Source organism: Rhizomicrobium sp., assembly GCA_037200045.1.
In the GTDB taxonomy this organism is placed as follows: Bacteria; Pseudomonadota; Alphaproteobacteria; order Micropepsales; family Micropepsaceae; genus Rhizomicrobium.
Window position 1 is genome coordinate 204,074 of sequence record JBBCHM010000002.1, and the last position, 16,688, is coordinate 220,761.

At 66.0% G+C, this 16,688-nt stretch carries 20 protein-coding genes; 8 read left to right on the forward strand and 12 right to left on the reverse strand.

Annotated features, from left to right (window positions below; translation table 11 throughout):
- Positions 1-20: 20 nt before the first annotated feature.
- Positions 21-1,016: a hypothetical protein gene (locus tag WDM86_16320; GenBank protein ID MEI9991596.1), complete on the reverse strand. Its 996-nt coding sequence runs from the start codon at positions 1,014-1,016 to the stop codon at positions 21-23.
- 241 nt (positions 1,017-1,257) lie between these two features.
- Between WDM86_16320 and WDM86_16325 the strand changes: the two genes are divergently transcribed.
- Both WDM86_16325 and WDM86_16330 read left to right on the forward strand, forming a co-directional pair.
- On the forward strand, positions 1,258-2,046 hold the full coding sequence (locus WDM86_16325; GenBank protein MEI9991597.1) for a glycosyltransferase family 25 protein: 789 nt from the start codon (positions 1,258-1,260) through the stop codon (positions 2,044-2,046).
- 93 nt (positions 2,047-2,139) lie between these two features.
- The gene (locus WDM86_16330) at positions 2,140-2,619 is read left to right on the forward strand and encodes a hypothetical protein (GenBank protein ID MEI9991598.1); all 480 of its coding nucleotides are present in this window, start codon (positions 2,140-2,142) and stop codon (positions 2,617-2,619) included.
- Here WDM86_16330 and WDM86_16335 read toward each other — a convergent pair.
- From WDM86_16335 to WDM86_16345, 3 genes are all read right to left on the reverse strand, one after another.
- Positions 2,616-4,055 carry a replicative DNA helicase gene (locus tag WDM86_16335; protein MEI9991599.1) on the reverse strand — a complete coding sequence of 480 codons (1,440 nt, stop codon included), beginning with the start codon at positions 4,053-4,055 and terminating at the stop codon, positions 2,616-2,618. The genes WDM86_16330 and WDM86_16335 overlap by 4 nt on opposite strands.
- 209 nt (positions 4,056-4,264) lie before the next feature.
- Positions 4,265-4,618 (reverse strand): ArsC family reductase, encoded by a 354-nt coding sequence (locus tag WDM86_16340; GenBank protein MEI9991600.1) that lies wholly within the window; start codon positions 4,616-4,618, stop codon positions 4,265-4,267.
- Positions 4,619-4,628: 10 nt separating this feature from the next.
- Positions 4,629-5,186, reverse strand: a complete 558-nt coding sequence (locus WDM86_16345; GenBank protein ID MEI9991601.1) for a 2'-5' RNA ligase family protein — start codon at positions 5,184-5,186, stop codon at positions 4,629-4,631.
- Between the two features lie 17 nt (positions 5,187-5,203).
- Between WDM86_16345 and WDM86_16350 the strand changes: the two genes are divergently transcribed.
- The 3 genes from WDM86_16350 (at position 5,204) to WDM86_16360 (ending at position 6,383) form a co-directional block, all read left to right on the forward strand.
- A complete protein-coding gene (locus WDM86_16350) occupies positions 5,204-5,500 on the forward strand; it encodes a hypothetical protein (GenBank protein MEI9991602.1) in 297 nt (98 codons plus the stop codon).
- Positions 5,497-5,742, forward strand: a complete 246-nt coding sequence (locus WDM86_16355) for a hypothetical protein (protein MEI9991603.1) — start codon at positions 5,497-5,499, stop codon at positions 5,740-5,742. The genes WDM86_16350 and WDM86_16355 overlap by 4 nt, the downstream gene beginning before the upstream one ends.
- Before the next feature lie 62 nt (positions 5,743-5,804).
- Positions 5,805-6,383: a metalloregulator ArsR/SmtB family transcription factor gene (locus WDM86_16360; protein MEI9991604.1), complete on the forward strand. Its 579-nt coding sequence runs from the start codon at positions 5,805-5,807 to the stop codon at positions 6,381-6,383.
- Between the two features lie 4 nt (positions 6,384-6,387).
- Here WDM86_16360 and thpR read toward each other — a convergent pair whose 3' ends face one another.
- Positions 6,388-6,966, reverse strand: a complete 579-nt coding sequence (thpR, locus tag WDM86_16365; protein ID MEI9991605.1) for an RNA 2',3'-cyclic phosphodiesterase — start codon at positions 6,964-6,966, stop codon at positions 6,388-6,390.
- A gap of 3 nt (positions 6,967-6,969) precedes the next feature.
- Positions 6,970-7,536: a helix-turn-helix domain-containing protein gene (locus WDM86_16370; protein MEI9991606.1), complete on the reverse strand. Its 567-nt coding sequence runs from the start codon at positions 7,534-7,536 to the stop codon at positions 6,970-6,972.
- 97 nt (positions 7,537-7,633) lie between these two features.
- On the opposite strand from WDM86_16370, the gene WDM86_16375 reads away from it, so the two are divergent.
- Positions 7,634-8,443, forward strand: a complete 810-nt coding sequence (locus WDM86_16375) for an SDR family oxidoreductase (GenBank protein MEI9991607.1) — start codon at positions 7,634-7,636, stop codon at positions 8,441-8,443.
- On the opposite strand, the gene WDM86_16380 is transcribed toward WDM86_16375, so the two are convergent.
- From WDM86_16380 to WDM86_16390, 3 genes are all read right to left on the reverse strand, one after another.
- The gene (locus WDM86_16380) at positions 8,423-10,027 is read right to left on the reverse strand and encodes an oleate hydratase (protein MEI9991608.1); all 1,605 of its coding nucleotides are present in this window, start codon (positions 10,025-10,027) and stop codon (positions 8,423-8,425) included. The two genes, WDM86_16375 and WDM86_16380, sit on opposite strands and share 21 nt — an antisense overlap.
- A gap of 87 nt (positions 10,028-10,114) precedes the next feature.
- A complete protein-coding gene (locus tag WDM86_16385) occupies positions 10,115-11,095 on the reverse strand; it encodes a hypothetical protein (protein ID MEI9991609.1) in 981 nt (326 codons plus the stop codon).
- Between the two features lie 130 nt (positions 11,096-11,225).
- Complete coding sequence (locus tag WDM86_16390) at positions 11,226-12,080, reverse strand: fumarylacetoacetate hydrolase family protein (GenBank protein ID MEI9991610.1); 855 nt, start codon at positions 12,078-12,080, stop codon at positions 11,226-11,228.
- Between the two features lie 41 nt (positions 12,081-12,121).
- On the opposite strand from WDM86_16390, the gene cynR reads away from it, so the two are divergent.
- Positions 12,122-13,120, forward strand: a complete 999-nt coding sequence (cynR, locus tag WDM86_16395) for a transcriptional regulator CynR (protein ID MEI9991611.1) — start codon at positions 12,122-12,124, stop codon at positions 13,118-13,120.
- A 35-nt stretch (positions 13,121-13,155) separates the two neighbouring features.
- On the opposite strand, the gene WDM86_16400 is transcribed toward cynR, so the two are convergent.
- The 3 genes from WDM86_16400 to WDM86_16410 all read right to left on the reverse strand — a co-directional run bounded on the left by WDM86_16400 (position 13,156) and on the right by WDM86_16410 (position 15,584).
- Positions 13,156-13,947, reverse strand: a complete 792-nt coding sequence (locus WDM86_16400) for an enoyl-CoA hydratase/isomerase family protein (GenBank protein MEI9991612.1) — start codon at positions 13,945-13,947, stop codon at positions 13,156-13,158.
- 47 nt (positions 13,948-13,994) lie between these two features.
- The gene (locus tag WDM86_16405; protein ID MEI9991613.1) at positions 13,995-14,993 is read right to left on the reverse strand and encodes a zinc-binding alcohol dehydrogenase family protein; all 999 of its coding nucleotides are present in this window, start codon (positions 14,991-14,993) and stop codon (positions 13,995-13,997) included.
- Between the two features lie 177 nt (positions 14,994-15,170).
- Positions 15,171-15,584 (reverse strand): PaaI family thioesterase, encoded by a 414-nt coding sequence (locus tag WDM86_16410; GenBank protein ID MEI9991614.1) that lies wholly within the window; start codon positions 15,582-15,584, stop codon positions 15,171-15,173.
- A 130-nt stretch (positions 15,585-15,714) separates the two neighbouring features.
- On the opposite strand from WDM86_16410, the gene WDM86_16415 reads away from it, so the two are divergent.
- Positions 15,715-16,644, forward strand: coding sequence for a LysR family transcriptional regulator (locus WDM86_16415; GenBank protein MEI9991615.1), 930 nt, complete (start codon positions 15,715-15,717; stop codon positions 16,642-16,644).
- The last annotated feature ends 44 nt before the right edge of the window (positions 16,645-16,688 follow it).

Below are 16,688 nucleotides of genomic sequence, written 5' to 3' on the forward strand. Positions count from 1 at the left end.
TCCTGCTCAGATCCGGCCCTTCAGCCGGTGCAAAGTTCTTCGGCGCCCAAGCCGTCGCGCGCGCGACGTACTTTAGCAGAATTCCACAGCACCATGGTTGCGTCGAACCGGCGTTCCCAGCCCGGAAGATCGGATCGCGCGCCGCGCCTGAGCGGCGTATCCTTCTGTGAATCTTCTTTCATGCTCGACGCCACCGCTTCGGCGGAAATGCCGCGGCCGAGAAACGCGGCGAGCGCCGCCGCCTCGGCCGGCGGATCGGCCAACAGACGCTCATAATGAATCACATGGCAAGTGCCGTTGCGTTTCGCCCAGGCATAGCCCGACATCGCGGTCAGGTATTTGCGCACCGATTTTTGCGCCCCGTTGCGAAAGGCGCGTCCGTTCGAGCGCGCCCAGGCCTCGAAGCCGCGCGTCATGAAGATCGTGCGACGCTCCTGCGGACGCACCAGCAGGTCGGGCGCGCGGCAGGACTCGGCGCGCAGCTTCACGACTGGCGGCCGGACCGGATCGAGCGCCGCTGCGAGGTCGGCGCCCATCGCCGCCGCCGCCTCCGCGACCATGGCGCGAAACGGATTGAACGGACTGGCGCACAAGGCCGTCGTTGCCTGGGTATAGAAATCCGGCTCCGACACGTTGGCGATCCCGGCCTCGAACAGCAGCCGGCTCAGCAGCGTCGAGCCGCAGCGGCCGGGCGAGAAGAGGAAGATCGGCGCGCGCGCCTCGCCCGGCGCGAGCGCGCCCGATTCCCACGGGACCGACACCACGCGCGTCGCGTTGCGGCGAAGGTAGAGATAATAGAACGGCGCCGCCTGGGCGCCCTCGCCATCGACGCCGCCGACATAGACCGAACGCCGCCTGAGAAAATCGAGACAATAAGGAAGCAGCCCGTCCGCGCCGGCGCGGTCGAACGGCCGGATAGTGGAGGTCAGGAAATCGCCGGGCGTCGAGATGGCGATGCGGTCGGTGCGGCGGGCCGTCTTGATCTCGGCCGTGGTGATGTCCCGTGTCGCGAACATATCTTCAAAGGTGGTGAGAACTGATTCGGGAAAGATTACGAAATGTGCCGGCCCGATACGCCCGATGACGCCGTCCGCGGCAAGGAACTTTCCTAAGCCTATGCGATTCCGAAAAGTTTTTTGTCGCGAGATGTCGCAGCATTACGCCGACATACACAATGTCGAAATCCGCGCGAAGGGTTGAGGAACCCGAGCCGTACAAAAGTCTTCTGGCACTCAGGGTCAGAGGCACCGGACTGACATGCAAGCATATCTCATAAATCTCGCCCGCCGTCCCGACCGATTGCTCAAAATGTCCAAGCAATTGTCGGACCTCGCGATAGCGGTCCAGTTCGTTTCCGCGATCGACGCGCGGAACATGCCGGACGCCGTCGCCGACCGGAACTTCGCCAGCGACGGCCCGCTCGGCCCGATCCCCAAGGGCGACAAATGCTGCACCCTCAGCCATATGCGCGCCTGGAGCATGTTCCTCTCGACCGGCGACAGCCACGGCCTGATCCTGGAAGACGATGTGGCGATCGATGGCGACGCGGCGCCGCTCCTCACCGACGCCGCCTGGATTCCGGCCGGGGTCGGCTTGCTGAAGATCGAGCGCTATGGGCCGCAGAGCCAGCGCGTGTTGCTCGACGACGTCGTGGACGCGGGCGGCGGCCGCCTGATCGGCCGGCTCCGGTCGCGCCACACTGGCGCGGCGGCCTACATCCTCACGCGCGAAATCGCCGAGCAGTTGCTGGCCTGGCACGAGCCCTGGACCCTGCCGGTCGACCATATGCTGTTCAACCCGAACAACTCGCCGCTGACCGAGCGCCTGCGGCCCTATCAACTGACGCCGGCCATCGCCCGGCAGTCCGAGGAGATCGGCGGCCAGACCGACATCGACGAATGGCGGGCCGGCCAGCGCGACTTCAGCTGGCGCCTCGTCAAGCGCGAGATGGTGCGGGCCTATTACGACCTGCGCCTGCTGCCCAGCCAGATCGCCAGCGTGGCGCGGCGCGAAGCCGATTTCGTCCGGGTCGAGGCCGTGCGTTAACCCAGTCGCGCGAAATCCGCGCCTTTCGGCCGGCAGGTCCTGCATAATCGCGGTGAACGAAGTGCGTTTGCCCGCGCCGTTGAGGATGCTGTCATGCGGATAATTCTGGCCGCGGCCGCGGCGCTGGCCGTGTTCACGGTCGCGGGCTGCGATATCAATACCGGTCCGGCGAAGGACACCAAGGTCGGCTGCAACTGCGCCACGCCGCCGGCCGCGACGCCGACTCCCACCGGCGAGGCCGACACGCCACCCCCGCCGCGCCATCGCTGGCACCGGCACGGCGATCGCCACGTCTATGGCGGCGGCCATGGCTATGCGTGGCGCCGCGAATATTCGGAAATCTCGGTCGCGACCTACGACTATCACAGCGACAGCCGGTCCTACGTCATGGGCGGCGGTGATTATGCTGGAGGCGGCGCGGCTCACGGCAACGGCTGGGTCGACGGTTATGGCCGCGCCTATGGCGGCGGCGCGGATCACCATGAGACGGCGGCGGATGACCGCGCGCGGCTGCATCCCTGGCACGGCTATGACGCCGACTGCCCCGACAACGACCCGCACGCGCGGCGCTAGGCGCGCGCGTCGTCAGGGGCGAGGTTGGAGAACCGCGTGAAGCGGGAATCGAATTGCAGGTCGATCTTGTTGGTCGCGCCATGGCGGTGTTTCTCGACCAGCACCTCGGCCCGGTTTGTCGCGCGGTCGAGCTTTTCCATCCACTTGGCGTGATCGGGCGAACCAGGATCGGGTTCGCGCGTCTTGAGATAGTACTCCTCGCGGTAGACGAACATCACGACGTCGGCGTCCTGCTCGATCGAGCCGGATTCGCGAAGGTCGGAGAGAACCGGACGCTTGTCGTCGCGGCTGTCGACCGAACGGGAAAGCTGCGACAGCGCGATCACCGGCACGTCGAGCTCCTTGGCGAGCACCTTGAGCGATTTCGAGATCTCGGTGATCTCCTGCACCCGGTTTTCCGCGCGGCCGGTGCCTTCGACGAGCTGGATATGGTCGATGATAACGCAACCGATGTTCTTCTCGCGCTTCAGGCGGCGGGCGCGCGCGGCGATCTGCGCCACCGAGATGCCGCCGGTGTCGTCGATGTAGAGCGGCAGCGTCGAGAGGTCCTGCATGGCGAGCACGAACTGCTCCCACTCGGTCTCGGTGAACTTGCCGTTGCGGATCTTCCACATCTCGATCTCGGTCTGCTCGGACAGGATACGCGCCGAGAGCTGCTGCGCCGCCATTTCGAGCGAGAAGAAGAGAACCGGCGCGCCGCTCGGCACCTCGGCGCCGCTTTCCAGGTCGCGCACATAGGCGCGCGCGGTGTGGAACGCCATGTTGGTGGCGAGCGAGGTCTTGCCCATGCCGGGACGGCCGGCGAGGATGAGCAGGTCCGACGGCTGCAGGCCGCCGAGCAGCGAGTCGATGTCGGTGAAGCCCGTCGCCAGGCCCGAGATGCGCCCGCCCCGGGCCTGCGCCTTCTCGGCCAGTTCCACGGTGCGGCGCAGGCTTTCGGCAAAATCGATCGGGCCGGCGCCGTATTTGGAGGTTTCGCTGACGCGATAGAGCGCCTTTTCGGCCTCTTCGATCTGCGCTTTGGGCGGCTTGTCGTGCGGCGCCTCGTAGGCGGTATTGACGATGTCCTCGCCGATGCCGATCAGGGCGCGGCGCACGGAAAGATCGCGCAGGATGCGCGCCAGGTCGCGCACGTTCGGGATCGCGGGCGCCGCCTGCGCCAGGCCAGCGAGATAGGCGTGGCCGCCGACTTCGATCAGGCCGGGATCGGCCTTCATCGCGGCGTGCAGCGTCAACGGCGTCAGCACCATGCCGCCGCGGTCGGACGAGGACAGCATCACCTCATAGAGGCGCGCATGCAGCGGATCGTAGAAATCCTCCGCCTTCAGGATCGCAGTGACGCGCTCGATCGCGTGATTGTCGACCAGCATCGCGCCGAGCAGAGCCTGCTCGACCTCGATGTCGTAGGGGACGTGACGGTAAGCTTCGTGTTCCATTCTTCTTGTTCTTCTGGCCCCGGCGCCCGCGCGGACCAACGGGCGCGAGCGGTCGAATCAAGCGATGCAGCTTCGTCGCGGCAAGCGCGCAGCGGCGTTATGAACAGGTAATTTATTTCCGCGCCGCATCCGCAACACGTCGAACGCACGGCACGCGTCAACGTCGCATCGCGCCGCCGTCTTTCCTGTGCATGAAACGCGATATCCGGTCATCGCTTCGCGAATGTGCTTGCATAGATTTCAGGCTTGAAGCCCGCGACCCGCTTGCTACCGAGATCGAGCACCGGACGTTTGATCATCGACGGCTGCGCCAGCATCAAGGCGACTGCCTTGCGTTCGGTAAGGTTCTCCTTCTCCGAGTCCGGCAGTTTGCGAAAGGTCGTTCCGCCGCGGTTGAGCAGGACCTCCCAACCAAGCTCCTTGCTCCAGGCCTCGAGATGCGCGTGATCGATGCCTTGCGTCTTGTAGTCGTGGAACGCGTAAGCCACGCCATGGCCGTCGAGCCAGGCACGCGCCTTCTTCATCGTGTCGCAGTTCTTGATGCCGTAGAGCGTGATCGCCATGTGGCCTCCTCTAATGGCCACCGAGCGGCCAGCGCGCAAGATGTTCATGCCGGTTTTGGCCAAAGAGGCTGTGCACAAGGACGATATCGGCCACCGTCCAGGACATCGGTGCGATGGGCGCTTCGTCGGCGGCCTTGGCATCGTAGAGCAAGGTCATGTGCGGCGTGAACGGCGCGCGCGCGAAGCGGCCGAGCTTGCGGCGGGCGAGCGCCGCACCGAGCGAGGCGCGCAATGCCTTGAGCGGCGCGTCGTCGCCACCGGCCAAAAGGACGAAAGGATAGTTTCCGTCGCTTCGAAAGCTGACCGCACGATCGAGGGTGATGACAAACGACGGTGCCCGCACGCCTTGCGCCGCATCGTGCGCGCGAGAAAGGACGGACCCCGGCAAGCCGTCCCAGTCGCCAAGGAAAACCAGCGAGACATGAAGATGCCCCGGCTTGATCAGCCGGCCGGTGAATCCCCGGGCGTGTTTCAAATCTTCGGCAAGCGACGTCACGCGCGCCGCGGTGCCGGCATCCGGCACCAGGGCAAAGAAAAGCCGGTCGGCCCGGCCGCGCTCGGCATCCAATGACTTGCGATGGGGTCGTGCTTGCAACATCACTAGAACATAACAAGAACATCTCTCCGTCGCAACGCTGTTGTCCCGATACGCACGGCAATATTCTTGTCTGCGTTTTCTCCGCAGCCGCCATGCGCAGACTGAGCGTCTTCAACAACATTTCGCTGGACGGGTATTTCGTCGACGCGAAAGGCGGCATCCGCTGGGCGCGCGAGCAGGACGCGGAATCGCTCCAATTCACCGTCGGCAATGTGCGCGGCAGCGGCGTGATGCTGTTCGGCCCGATGATTGGCGATTGTGGATTCTACGTAATGAGTTCTTGATCAAACGCAAGGTTTGCCGAGGCGCCGCCGCGCACACTGCCTACATGAACCTCTCAACCGTTTGGCGCACCGCGCTTGATCTGAAGAAACAATATGCCGGGAGGGCGGCCAGCGCGGCGTCGGAGCGCGCCGAACGCTGCTTCGCAAGCGGCGACATGGAAGGCTTTCGCGCCTGGAACCGCGTGCAGCACGCGATCGTGGAAATCGACCGGGAGCCGCTGCCTTACGAAATCATGCACTAACGAGCGGCGCCCGCTTGAATTTCGATGGATATCTAATTAGACATCCATGAAAGGAGAGCGCGATGACCGAGACCCTGCTCGAATTCTTCAAGGCGATGGCGCATGACAGCCGCCTCAAGATCATCGGCCTGCTGGCCGGCGGCGAGCGCAGCGTGCAGGATCTGGCGGAGGCGCTCGGCCTCAAGGAGCCGACCGTGTCGCATCATCTGGCGATCCTGAAGGCGCAAGGCATCGTGACCGCGCGGGCCGAGGGCACCACGCGCTGGCACGCGCTCGACCGCGACGCGCTCGAGAAGCTGGCGCGGCGCGTGCTGCAGCCTTCGGCGATGAAGGCCAAGGCGCCGGCCGGCGCCGAGGCGTCCGATGCGAAGATCTTGCAAGGCTTCGTCGCCAGGGACGGGACGCTGAAACAGATTCCGGCAAGCCGGAAGAAACGCGGCGCGGTGCTGCGCTGGCTGATGCGCGACTTCGCCGCCAACCGCCGCTACACCGAAGCCGAGGTCAACGAGACGATCCAGGCGCATCACTGGGACAGCGCCACGCTGCGGCGCGAGCTGATCGGCCACCGCATGCTGGCGCGCAAGGACCGCATCTATTGGCGCCTGCCGCAAGCAGAATGGAAAGCCGGCGGCGAGGCGTGAGGGCTCAGCCGCCGAGCGGCCAGCGCCCCAGATGCACGTGCTTGGTCTGGCCGAGCAGGCTGTGCACCAGCACGAAATCGCGCACCGTCCAGGTGACGGGTTCGACGGCGGCGGGCTTTACGCGCGTCTCGTCGCGCAACAGCGTGACATGCGGCTTGAAATCCCCCTGAGTCGCGCCGCCGAGGCCGTTCTTCTTCAACGCCGCTCCGAGCGCCCGCTGGAATGCGTGCAGCGGCGTTGTGCCCTGCTCCGCCAACAGCACGAAGGGATAGACGCCCGTCCGGTTGCTGAAACTCTCGACGCGGCGGCAGGCGACATCAAACCGCGCGGCCGAAACCTCCGCCGCGGCCTCGCCGGCGAGTGCGACGATTTCTGTCGGCAGCGCGTGCCAGTCGCCGAGATGGAACAGGGTGATGTGCAAATGCTCCGGCAATATCAGCGTGCCGTCGAGGCCGTTTTTGCTCTTGAGATCGGATGCCAAGGCGTGGATGCGCGCGGCGGTGCCGGCATCGGGAAGAACGGCGAAGAAAATCCGATCCTTCTGCGAAGCGCCGAACTTGCGACGGGGGCGTTTGGCAGCCACGCGCTATCTCGCCTTGTGCCGGCTGGGCTTCCTATCCTTGGCGACCAGCCACGCGCGCGTCTGATCGAGAATGTCACCGGACAGGCGGGGATCGTCGCTCATGCGCGCCAGGATAACCGCTCCCACCATCGCCGCCCAGCTTCCGATCGCCGCGCGGCGCCGGTCGGCAGGGTTCGCGCCGGCGGCGGCGCGGCTAAGATCCTCGATCTGCCGCTTGAGGCCGGCCGTCATCGCCGCGCGGGCGCGGCCGTCCTGGCGGATCGTCTCCGAGGCCAGCGCCGCCATGGCGCAGCCGCCCGCGAGATTGTCCCGATGGGCCGGCGACAGGTATTTGGCGGCGTAGTCCGCCAGATCGCCGGACGGGCCCGCCGCGCTCGACAGGGCCTCGGCGAGAGCCTGGGCGATGAGATCGTCCTTGGATTTGAAATAGCCGTAGAAGCCGCCATGGGTGAGGCCGGCGGCTTTCATGATCTCGGCGACCGTGACCGCCGCGAAGCCGCGTTCGCGGAACAGCCGGCCGGCGGCTTCGACGATCGTCCGGCGGCTTTGCGCCACCTGTTCGCGGCTCACACGCATCTTCTCTCCCAGCACCTTGAATATACATGACGGCCATCATATAAACAATATCATGACCATCGTCATGAATACGATCGCAGGAGCACGCCCCATGACCGCCAAGTCCACCGTCCTCGTCACCGGCGCCTCGAGCGGCATCGGCGCCGTCTATGCCGACCGCTTCGCCCATCGCGGACACGACCTCGTACTGGTGGCTCGCGACGTCTCGCGCCTGGAGCAGCTTGCCGACCGCCTGCGCCGCGAAGCCGGCGTCCGCGTCGACGTGCAGCAGGCCGACCTGACCGACGCATCGGATCTGGCGCGCGTCGAGACGCGGCTGCGCGACGACGCGCGCGTCGGCGTGCTCGTCAACAATGCGGGCGCCACGCTGCCCGGCGACTTCCTGCACCAGAGCGGCGCCGACGTCGCAGGGCTGATCGCGCTGAACATCACGGCCGTGACGCGCCTTGCCAACGCCGTCGCGCTGCGCTTCGCGGCGGCCGGCCAGGGCGCGATCGTCAATATCGGCTCGGTCGTCGGGCTGGCGCCGGAATATGGCTTGACCGTCTATGGCGCCACCAAGGCTTTCGTCCTGTTCCTGTCCCAGGGCCTGCATCTCGAACTCGGCCCCAAGGGGGTCTATGTGCAGGCCGTGCTTCCCGCCGCCACGCGCACCGAAATCTGGGAGCGTTCCGGCCGCGACGTGAACACGCTGGCCGCCGTCATGGAGACCGGCGAACTGGTGGACGCCGCGCTTGTCGGCTTCGACCGGCGCGAAACGGTGACGATCCCGCCTTTGCCGGACGCCGGCCAGTGGGCGGCGCTCGATGCCGCGCGGCGGGCGATGCTGCCCAATTACGCACAGGTCCACGCGGCCGAGCGCTATCGCTCAGCCACCGCGTCACGCGCGGATGTCGTGTAGAGCCAGGAACGCCTTGTAGAGAACGCGCGGGTCGAACTTGCCGTGGTAGACGGCGGGCGGCTCGCGCTTCAGCCCGAGCAGCGCGTAGACGCCGGCCTGCGCCGAGCGGATCGAGTATTCGACGGTGAACACGACGTCCTCCGGCAGTTCGCAGAACTGGCCCATGAAGGCGAGATTTCGCCAGCCCTTCGGCAGGACCTGTGGCCGGTCGCCTGCGGCACGCGCCAGGAACTGGCTGGTGATGAACGGCATCATGCAGGGAATGCAGGTGGAGGTCTCCAGGATTTTCGGCGCCTCCGCTTCGATGCGCAGATGGCCCAGCACCTCCGTCATGATCTCGCGGCCGGTGCAGGCCGCCATCGGCTTCTTGACGAAGTCCCCGGGCTTGTCGACGGAAAGGCCGTAGCCCCAGAAGACGGCGACATCGTCGGGCTGGCCGATGAAATGCGGCTGGTGCGGGATGACGATCGAGGCCAGCCAGGCGGAATCCGCGAGGGTGATGAGCCCGCCCTCCCCCGGCACGTTGCCGGTGAAGTCCCGCACGAGGCGCAGCAAGGTCGGATCGCGCAGCGTCGTGGTGAACGAGACCCATTTGGACTGGTCGACATGGTCGGTGAAGACCGAGGGGCGTCCGAAGTCGGGGCGGCCCGCGGCGATCTTCTCCCACAGCGTCCAGGCGCCGCCATCCGTCTTGGTGCGCAAGGCCGGCGCCGCGTCCATGCCGCCGAGGCTGGACGCCTCGGTCATCGAGCCGAGCGTGACCAGGACATAGTCGCCTTCGCCGACCAGGATTTCGGCGCTCTTGCCGTCCCGCTCATAGGCAATGCGGGTCACGGCCTGCTCGCCGCCCCGCTCGCCATAGCCGAGATCGGTCACGCGGGTGTTCATCTCGAACACCACGCCGCGCTCGTCCAGCCATTTGCGTAAGGGCCGCACCATCGAGTCGTACTGGTTGTAGACGGTCCGCATGATACCCTGCAGCCGGTCGAAACCCGAAACCATGTGCGCGAACCGCACGAGATAGCGCTTGAACTCGACCGCGCTGTGCCAGGGCTGGAAGGCGAAAGTGGTGCACCACATGAACCAGAAATTGGTCTCGAAGAACGCGGCATCGAACTGATCGGCGATGCTGGTGCGGCCGAGCAGGGCCTCGGGCTCCAGCGCCAGGCGCTCGATCGCCAGAATGTGTTTTTCGCTGAGGCCGAACTCGGGCGCGGTCTGCCGCTGGCCGCCGCGCACGAGACGCGATTTGGACGAGGTCTTCATCGTCTCGTTCCAGGCGAAAATCTCCTGCGTCACGGTCTTGCTGCCGTCGAGCGTCGGGATCGAGGAGAACAGCTCGTAGGTGCACAGATATTTGCTCTCGAGCATCCGGCCGCCGCGCAGCACATAGCCGTCTTGCGGCGAGCCGGAGCCGTCGAGGCTGCCGCCGATCACGCCGAGTTCCTCCAGCACCGTGATGTTGTGGCCCAGGACATCGCCGTCGCGGATCATGAAGGCCGCCGCGGCCAGCGATGCGATTCCGCCGCCGACGAGATAGACCTTGGTCGTGCTCCGATCGACGCCGGTAGCTGCCTTTGCCATGGACGAAGTTCCTCAAATTGCGCGGGCACGCTGTGCTCTAAGGCAGGCAGCGTCCTTGCGATGGATCAAGGCCCCGGATTCGGCGCCTTATTCAACAACGCGCTTCAGCAGCACGACGTTGCGCCAAAAGCGCTGCAGGCCGTCGACGCCGCCCGCCGTGGAACTCCAGGTCGTCGCATCACAGACCAACACGCGGCCCGGAAATGCGTCGGGCTTCGACTGAAGCAGGGCGTCGAAATCCCATCGCCCACCCGCGGTGAAAGGATGCGGCGGGGCGCCGGGATCGATCGGTTGGCGCGCCAGCACGTCCAGCTTCGCGCCGCCGTCGCCGAGCCGCTCGAAATGCGGCAGATGCGGATGGAGATTGAAGGTCGCGACGCCTTCCATCAGCCCGGCGCGATCGAGTTCCGTGGCGACGTCAAGCGGCGCCGGAGAACCGTCCGGCAGTTTCGCGGGACGCAGGCCGAAGCGGTTCCTGACCGGCAGGCCCAGCGCCTCCAGAAGCGAAATGCCGAAATCGCCGAAACATTGCCGCGCCGGAATGCCGGGATCGCCATGATGATGGAATTCGAGCTCCTGCCGCGCCAGCCGCTTGCTTTCGGGCAGGGCGTCGGCATCGCCGATATCGTGATGCGGGCATATGAAAAGCGTGTGGTCCGGATTCTGGAGAAACGACCGGACGGCGCTAATCTCCGCATCGCTTGCCCGCTGCCCCGTCCGGGACGAGTCGAAGCTGATGACGACGAGCGTATCGACGCCGGTGAGAAATTCCGCATCGAGGGCGCACTGGTCGGCATCCGTCCTGCGTTCGGCGCGCCGGACAGGATTTCCGGTCCATGAGGCCGCCAGGTCGGCGAACAGCTTGAAATTCGCCAGTTGTATGTTGTCGAGGAAGCCGCCGATGCCCTGATCGAATTTTACCGGATCGGCGAATTTCTCGAGCCGCGGCCAGACCATGCGGCGCAGTTCGAACAGCGCCGGAAACCGGTTTTCCAGAATGCCCAGCGGTGCCGCGACCTCATCCGGCCGGCTCCAGGCGAAATACAACGCGACTTGCCGTCCTGTCATGACTGCTCCTGCGCTATGCCAGATCCCACTTTATTATCTTGGTAATCCGTTGATCCAGCGGTGGGGCCCAGTCCCCCACCGCTGATCTGGATGTTCGCGCCAAATCCGGGAACAGAGGACCCTGGCGCCCTCAATCGCGAATCTCATGCCGCTGGGCCCCGAGATTGGCGATGCCGCACTCCAGCACATCACCCGGCGCCAGGAACCGATTCTTGCCGAAGCCGACGCCCGGAGGCGTTCCGCTCGCCAGCAGATCGCCCGGAAGCAGCGTCATGTGCCTGGAGAAATACGCCAGCATTTCGCTGATCGAGAACAGCATGTCGCTGGTGTCGCCCTGCTGCTCGTAGCGGCCGTTCACCTTGGTCCACAGATCGAGGTTCATGCCGTCCACGCCGGTGGTCAGGTAGGGTCCGATCGGGGCGTAGCCCGGCCGGGACTTGGCGCGGACCAGATGCTGACCACCATCGCTGTCGACCTGGGTGGCGCGGTCGGAGACATCGTTGATGCAGACATAGCCGAAGATGTAGTCGGCGGCCTCGGCGGCCGTGATGTCCTGCGCCTGGCGTCCGACCACAATCGCCAGTTCCACTTCCCAGTCCAACATCGTGCCCGGATTGGGTCCGCGCGAGATCGGATCGTCGGGGCCCGTCAACGAGGTGATCGCCTTCAGGAACACCTCGGGCTCGGTCGGCGGCTTCATCTTGAATTCCTCGATGTGCTTTTTGTAGTTGAAGCCGGTGGCCGCGATCTGCCTTACGCCCCGGATCGGCGCGAGATAGCGGAACGAGCCACGGAGGGACGACAGCCCGGTTGTATCCACCACCGTCAAGGCGCCGCTGGCGATGGCATCGGGCGTGATATCCGGCACGATCGAACGCAGGTCCAGATGGTCGTCGCCGCGAAGAATGACGGGGACGACCCCATTTTCGGTAAGAACGCGCGCAAACTGTTGCATGACTGACTCTCCTTTCAATGCGGCCGCCATCGGTCGCGCCGCAGGAGCGCGGCGCCTGACGAGGGCCTTTTGTGGGTTTCCGAAGCGACGCACCACAGCGGTGCGTCTGGAGGGAAAGTAGGTCTCCGGGTTATAATCGTCCAAGACCGATTCATTACGCACCCCATAAGCAGGGATTATGGATCATGCTTCTTCGCCACATCCGCTACCTGAAGGCCGTCGCCGATTTCGGCAGCTTCACCCGCGCGGCGCAGGCACTGCACGTGTCGCAACCGGCCCTTTCGCAACAGATCAAGGAGCTCGAGCAGCGCCTGGGCGCGCAGCTGCTGGACCGCAGCGGCCGCCAAATCCGACCGACGGATCTGGGAAACGTCTATCTCGATTACGCCCGGCGTGCATTGGGCGAACTCGACGAAGGCGCCCGCGCCATCCGGGATGTCGAAGACCTGTCCGCCGGCTCGCTCCGCCTTGGGGTCACGCCCAGCGTGGCCGCCTATTTGATCGCGCCGTTGTCGCAACGCTTTCGGGCGAGCTATCCGAATATCACGCTTTCGATCCGCGTTTCGGCGCAGGAGGAGATCGCGCCGTCGTTGATAATGGACGAGCTCGACCTCGGGATCGGCTTCGGCGACCTGCCGTCCGAAGACATCGAGGTGACGCCGCTGCATATGGAACGCGTGGCGCTGATCGTCAGCGCGAAGCGGTCGCCGACGCGCAAGACCATCCTCTCCGCGGCCGAAATCGCCGGCATGCCGCTGGCGCTGCTGGATTCGTCTTTCTCCACTCGCCGGATCGTGGACCGCTATTTCCGGGGCGAAGGCCTGCGGCCGCGCATTGCCGTCGAGGCGAACTCGATCCTGGCGCTGATCGAGCTCGTCCGCTTGACCGACCTCGCGACCATCCTGCCGCAAAACGTCAGCGGCGCGGGCCTTGCCACCGTGAAGACCGACCCTGCGTTCGAATCTAGGCGCGCCGCGCTGCTTCGCCGGCGCAACGCCTATTGCTCCGCGGCGGCCAAGGCGTTTATCGCCACGACACGGCAAGTCACGGCGAAGTTCGCCGAAGGATAGTTCGGAATTCGCCGCTGTCGCGCGGGACTTCGCCTTCAACGGCCGTCGAAATCGAGGACGGGGCGCTCCACGCCGCGGCGAATGGCGTCCTGCGCGGAGGCGATGCCCCTGCGGGCGTCCGCCGTTTTCCAAAGCTGTTCCGCCAGCGCCGGGATCACGGCGTCGGCCGCCGCCACGCCGCCGTTCGACCAGGCGCTCATGATCTTCTTGTGGGCGGCGTGGGCGAGCGTCGGTCCCTTGCCGAGCCGCCGGGCCCATTCATAGGCCGCCGCCACCAGCCGGTCGTCCGCGACGACCTCGGTGATCACGCCCGCCTCCAGCATCTCGCGCGCCGGCACGCGCTCCGAGGTCATGGCCCAGCGAAGGGCTCGCGCCCGGCCGGCGCGCTCGGCGACCCTTTGTACGCCGCCCATGAGGGTGACAAGCCCCAGGGTCTGTTCGGAATGGCCGAACCGCGCATTCTCCGCCGCGACGATGATATCCGTGCGCAGCACGATCTCGAACGCACCGCCAAGGCAGATGCCCTGGACCGCCGAAATCACCGGCACCCGGAGCTCCTCGAACGCGCGAAGCCACTGGAGCCCTTCGGCGATATTGGCGCCGATCGCGGCGGGGTCGACATGGAGCCAATTGCCGATGTCGCCGCCAAAGCTGAAATTGCCGCCTGCGGCGCGGATGACCAGCGCCCGGATGCCATGGTCGGTCTGGATCTTCTCCACCGCCGCCCGGAAATCCGCCGAAGTGGCGCTGTTGAGCCGGTTTTGCGGCGGATTGGACAGGAGCAACGTCGCGATGCCCTCCTCGACCGTGAAGGTGAAGCTGGCCATGATGGAGGTCCTCGATAGGGTTGGTGGATGTTGGCGCTGCCGCGCAATCAGCGTTGCGGGTTCATGATCACCCGGCCGAAGGGGCGCTCCTCGATCAGGAAGCGGACGGCTTCGGGCGCCTCGGACATCGGGAAGGCCTTGCCGATCGTCGGCTGGAGCGCTCCTTCCTTCAGAAAACCGGCGAGGGTGGCGCTGGCCGCCGCCACCGTCTGCGGCGCGAAGAGCCGGAAGGTGAACCCGCGGATGGTCGCCGCCTTCCAGATGATGTCGGTGACGTTGACCTTGGCCTCGCGCCCGCCGGCATAGCCCGCAACCACATAGGTGCCGCCGGAAGCCAGCGACGCCAGCGCCGGGCCGGTCAGCTTTCCGCTGACCCCGTCGACGATGACATCGACGCCCTTGCCCTGCGTGATGCGCAGGACGCCGTCCTTTAGGCTCTCCTTGGAGAGATCGATGACGTGCTCGTAGCCGGCCGCCCGGGCGCGTTCGGCCTTCGCGGTGCTGCCGGCCGTCGAGATCGCCAGCGAGGCGCCGAGGCGGCGGGCGACCTGAACGGTCTCCATGCCGACGGCGCCGCCGATCGCGGGCGCCAGGACGGACTGTCCCGGCTTGAACTTCGCGAGTTCCGTCAGCGCCAGGTAGCCGGTCAGGTATCCCGCGCCGGCGAGATAGGCCGCGGCGTGATCGTCATCGATCCCGTCGGGAATGGGCGAGAGGCCGGCTGCCGGGGCGGCCACGAACTCGCGCCAGGTCCCGTCGGCCATGAGGCCAAAGCCGGGCGCGGCAACGAAAACGCGATCGCCGACCTTGAAGGCGCCGCTCCTGGTCTCGGCCACGACACCGGCGCCGGACTGGCCGCCCACGCGGGGCAGGTTCGCCGGCGTTGCGAAGAAGATGTGGCCCGACCGGAACGTGTTGTCCAAAGGATTGACCCCGACGGCGCGCATTTCGACCAGCACTTCGCCATCGCGAGGCACCGGGCGCGGCAGATCCACCAGGCGGTTTTCGCTGTAGTCGCCGAAGGACCGATATTGGATGGCTTTCATCGCATTCCTGCTTTTGCTGGGTTGTTGGGCCTTACACGGACGAGGACGTAGGCGCTTCGAAACGTCCTCAGTAGTGCCGAAGCCTGGGAGCCAACCTTCCAATTCTGGAAGGGATGTCATGCCAAGCGATGTAAGCAATCGCGGCCGACTTGCCCGCAAAGGGGCGGCGAGGGTTCTTCAAGCGATCGGGACGAGGATGGCGTCGCCGACGGCCAAGAGCTTGTCGGGCGCGTTGCGGGCGAAGAGTGCGCCATAGGCGAATATCTGTTGGCGTCCGGGCTTGATCACCTTCCCCCTGACGACGAAGACGTCCGCCACGGCCGGCCTCAGGAAACGAACGGACAGTTGCGACGCCAGCACCCGACCGGACAGGGTCGAGGCGGCGAAGCCACAGGCCGTGTCGATCAGCCCCGAGACGATGCCGGCGTGGAGATAACCACTGTACTGCCCAAACTCCGCTCGCCATGGGAGGCTGAGTTCGACCTCGCCTTCGCTCGCCTGGTCGACCTCCAGGCCGAGCCAGGTGTTGAAGGACGCCTTGCCGGACACCTCCCGCAGCCTCGACCGGAAATCCTCTTCGAGCGCGGCCATGGCCAGTTACTTCCTGCAAAGACGGCCCCGTAAACGCGGGGGCCCACGACCCCGGACAAGGTTAGGTGGTTCCAACCTGGGCGGGTAGCGCTTAGTTTCAGGATCAATCCTCCCAAATCTGGAAGGCCGGATGGACCGTCTCGAAGCCATGACCATTCTGGTGACCGCCGTCGATGCGGGAAGCCTCTCGGCGGCGAGCCGTAAGCTGAGGATTCCGTTGGCCACGGTCAGCCGACGCGTGGCCGAGCTGGAGGCGCATCTGAACATCCGGCTGTTCCACCGGGGTCATCGCAAGGTGGTCCTGACCGACGCCGGGCAGAGCTATGTCGCGTCGTGCCGCCAGATCCTGGAGGAAATCGCGGAGGCCGAACGCACGGCCTCCGGCGAGTACCGCGCGCCCCAGGGCGAATTGATCATCACCGCGCCCGCCGTGATGGGGCGCAGCCATGTCCTGCCGGTCGTCGAGGAATTCCTGCGGGCGTTTCCGGATATCCAGATCCGGCTGCAACTCACGGACCGGCACGTGAACTTCGTCGAAGAGCATGTCGACCTCGCCGTCCGCATCGGCGCGCTGGCCGACAGCAGCAGCCTGATTGCCGCGCGCGTGGGGCTGATCCGTGTCACCCTGTGCGCCAGCCCGGCCTATCTGGAGCGGCGGGGCACGCCGAAGAAACCAACGGATCTCGCAAAGCATGACTGCGTGGTTCACGAGGGTCATCCGACGGCGCGCCACTGGCAGTTCTTCGGCGCCGGCCCGCCGCAGACCATCGCGGTCGCATCCCGCCTTTCGGTGAACCTGGGGGAAGCCGCCGTCGCCGCCGCCGTGGACGGCATCGGGATCGCCCGTGTGCTCTCCTATCTGATCGATGACCTCGTGCGGAATGGCGCGCTGACGCCCGTGCTGGAAGCCTATGAGCCGGCCCCGCTGCCGGCCAGCGTTATCTATCCGAGCCAGCGCCAGGTGCCGCTGAAGCTGCGCGTATTCCTGGACTTCGCCATCCCGCGGCTGAGGGAGCGGCTGGGCTACAGGAACGCGCGCGACGGCCGCCCACGGAGCTGACTGCATCCGACCGATGCGGTGCTGCGGCGGACGCGGAGGCGGCC

Excerpts from the sequence above, each read along its gene's own strand:
- WDM86_16330 (MEI9991598.1), top strand. The coding sequence starts at position 2,140 with ATGCGGATAATTCTGGCCGCGGCCGCGGCGCTGGCCGTGTTCACGGTC.
- WDM86_16360 (MEI9991604.1), top strand. The coding sequence starts at position 5,805 with ATGACCGAGACCCTGCTCGAATTCTTCAAGGCGATGGCGCATGACAGC.
- WDM86_16320 (MEI9991596.1), bottom strand. The coding sequence starts at position 1,016 with ATGTTCGCGACACGGGACATCACCACGGCCGAGATCAAGACGGCCCGC.
- WDM86_16380 (MEI9991608.1), bottom strand. The coding sequence starts at position 10,027 with ATGGCAAAGGCAGCTACCGGCGTCGATCGGAGCACGACCAAGGTCTAT.
- WDM86_16405 (MEI9991613.1), bottom strand. The coding sequence starts at position 14,993 with ATGAAAGCCATCCAATATCGGTCCTTCGGCGACTACAGCGAAAACCGC.
- WDM86_16410 (MEI9991614.1), bottom strand. The coding sequence starts at position 15,584 with ATGGCCGCGCTCGAAGAGGATTTCCGGTCGAGGCTGCGGGAGGTGTCC.
- WDM86_16400 (MEI9991612.1), bottom strand. The coding sequence starts at position 13,947 with ATGGCCAGCTTCACCTTCACGGTCGAGGAGGGCATCGCGACGTTGCTC.
- WDM86_16325 (MEI9991597.1), top strand. The coding sequence starts at position 1,258 with ATGCAAGCATATCTCATAAATCTCGCCCGCCGTCCCGACCGATTGCTC.
- WDM86_16390 (MEI9991610.1), bottom strand. The coding sequence starts at position 12,080 with ATGGCGGCCGCATTGAAAGGAGAGTCAGTCATGCAACAGTTTGCGCGC.
- WDM86_16335 (MEI9991599.1), bottom strand. The coding sequence starts at position 4,055 with ATGGAACACGAAGCTTACCGTCACGTCCCCTACGACATCGAGGTCGAG.
- WDM86_16385 (MEI9991609.1), bottom strand. The coding sequence starts at position 11,095 with ATGACAGGACGGCAAGTCGCGTTGTATTTCGCCTGGAGCCGGCCGGAT.
- WDM86_16415 (MEI9991615.1), top strand. The coding sequence starts at position 15,715 with ATGGACCGTCTCGAAGCCATGACCATTCTGGTGACCGCCGTCGATGCG.
- WDM86_16340 (MEI9991600.1), bottom strand. The coding sequence starts at position 4,618 with ATGGCGATCACGCTCTACGGCATCAAGAACTGCGACACGATGAAGAAG.
- WDM86_16375 (MEI9991607.1), top strand. The coding sequence starts at position 7,634 with ATGACCGCCAAGTCCACCGTCCTCGTCACCGGCGCCTCGAGCGGCATC.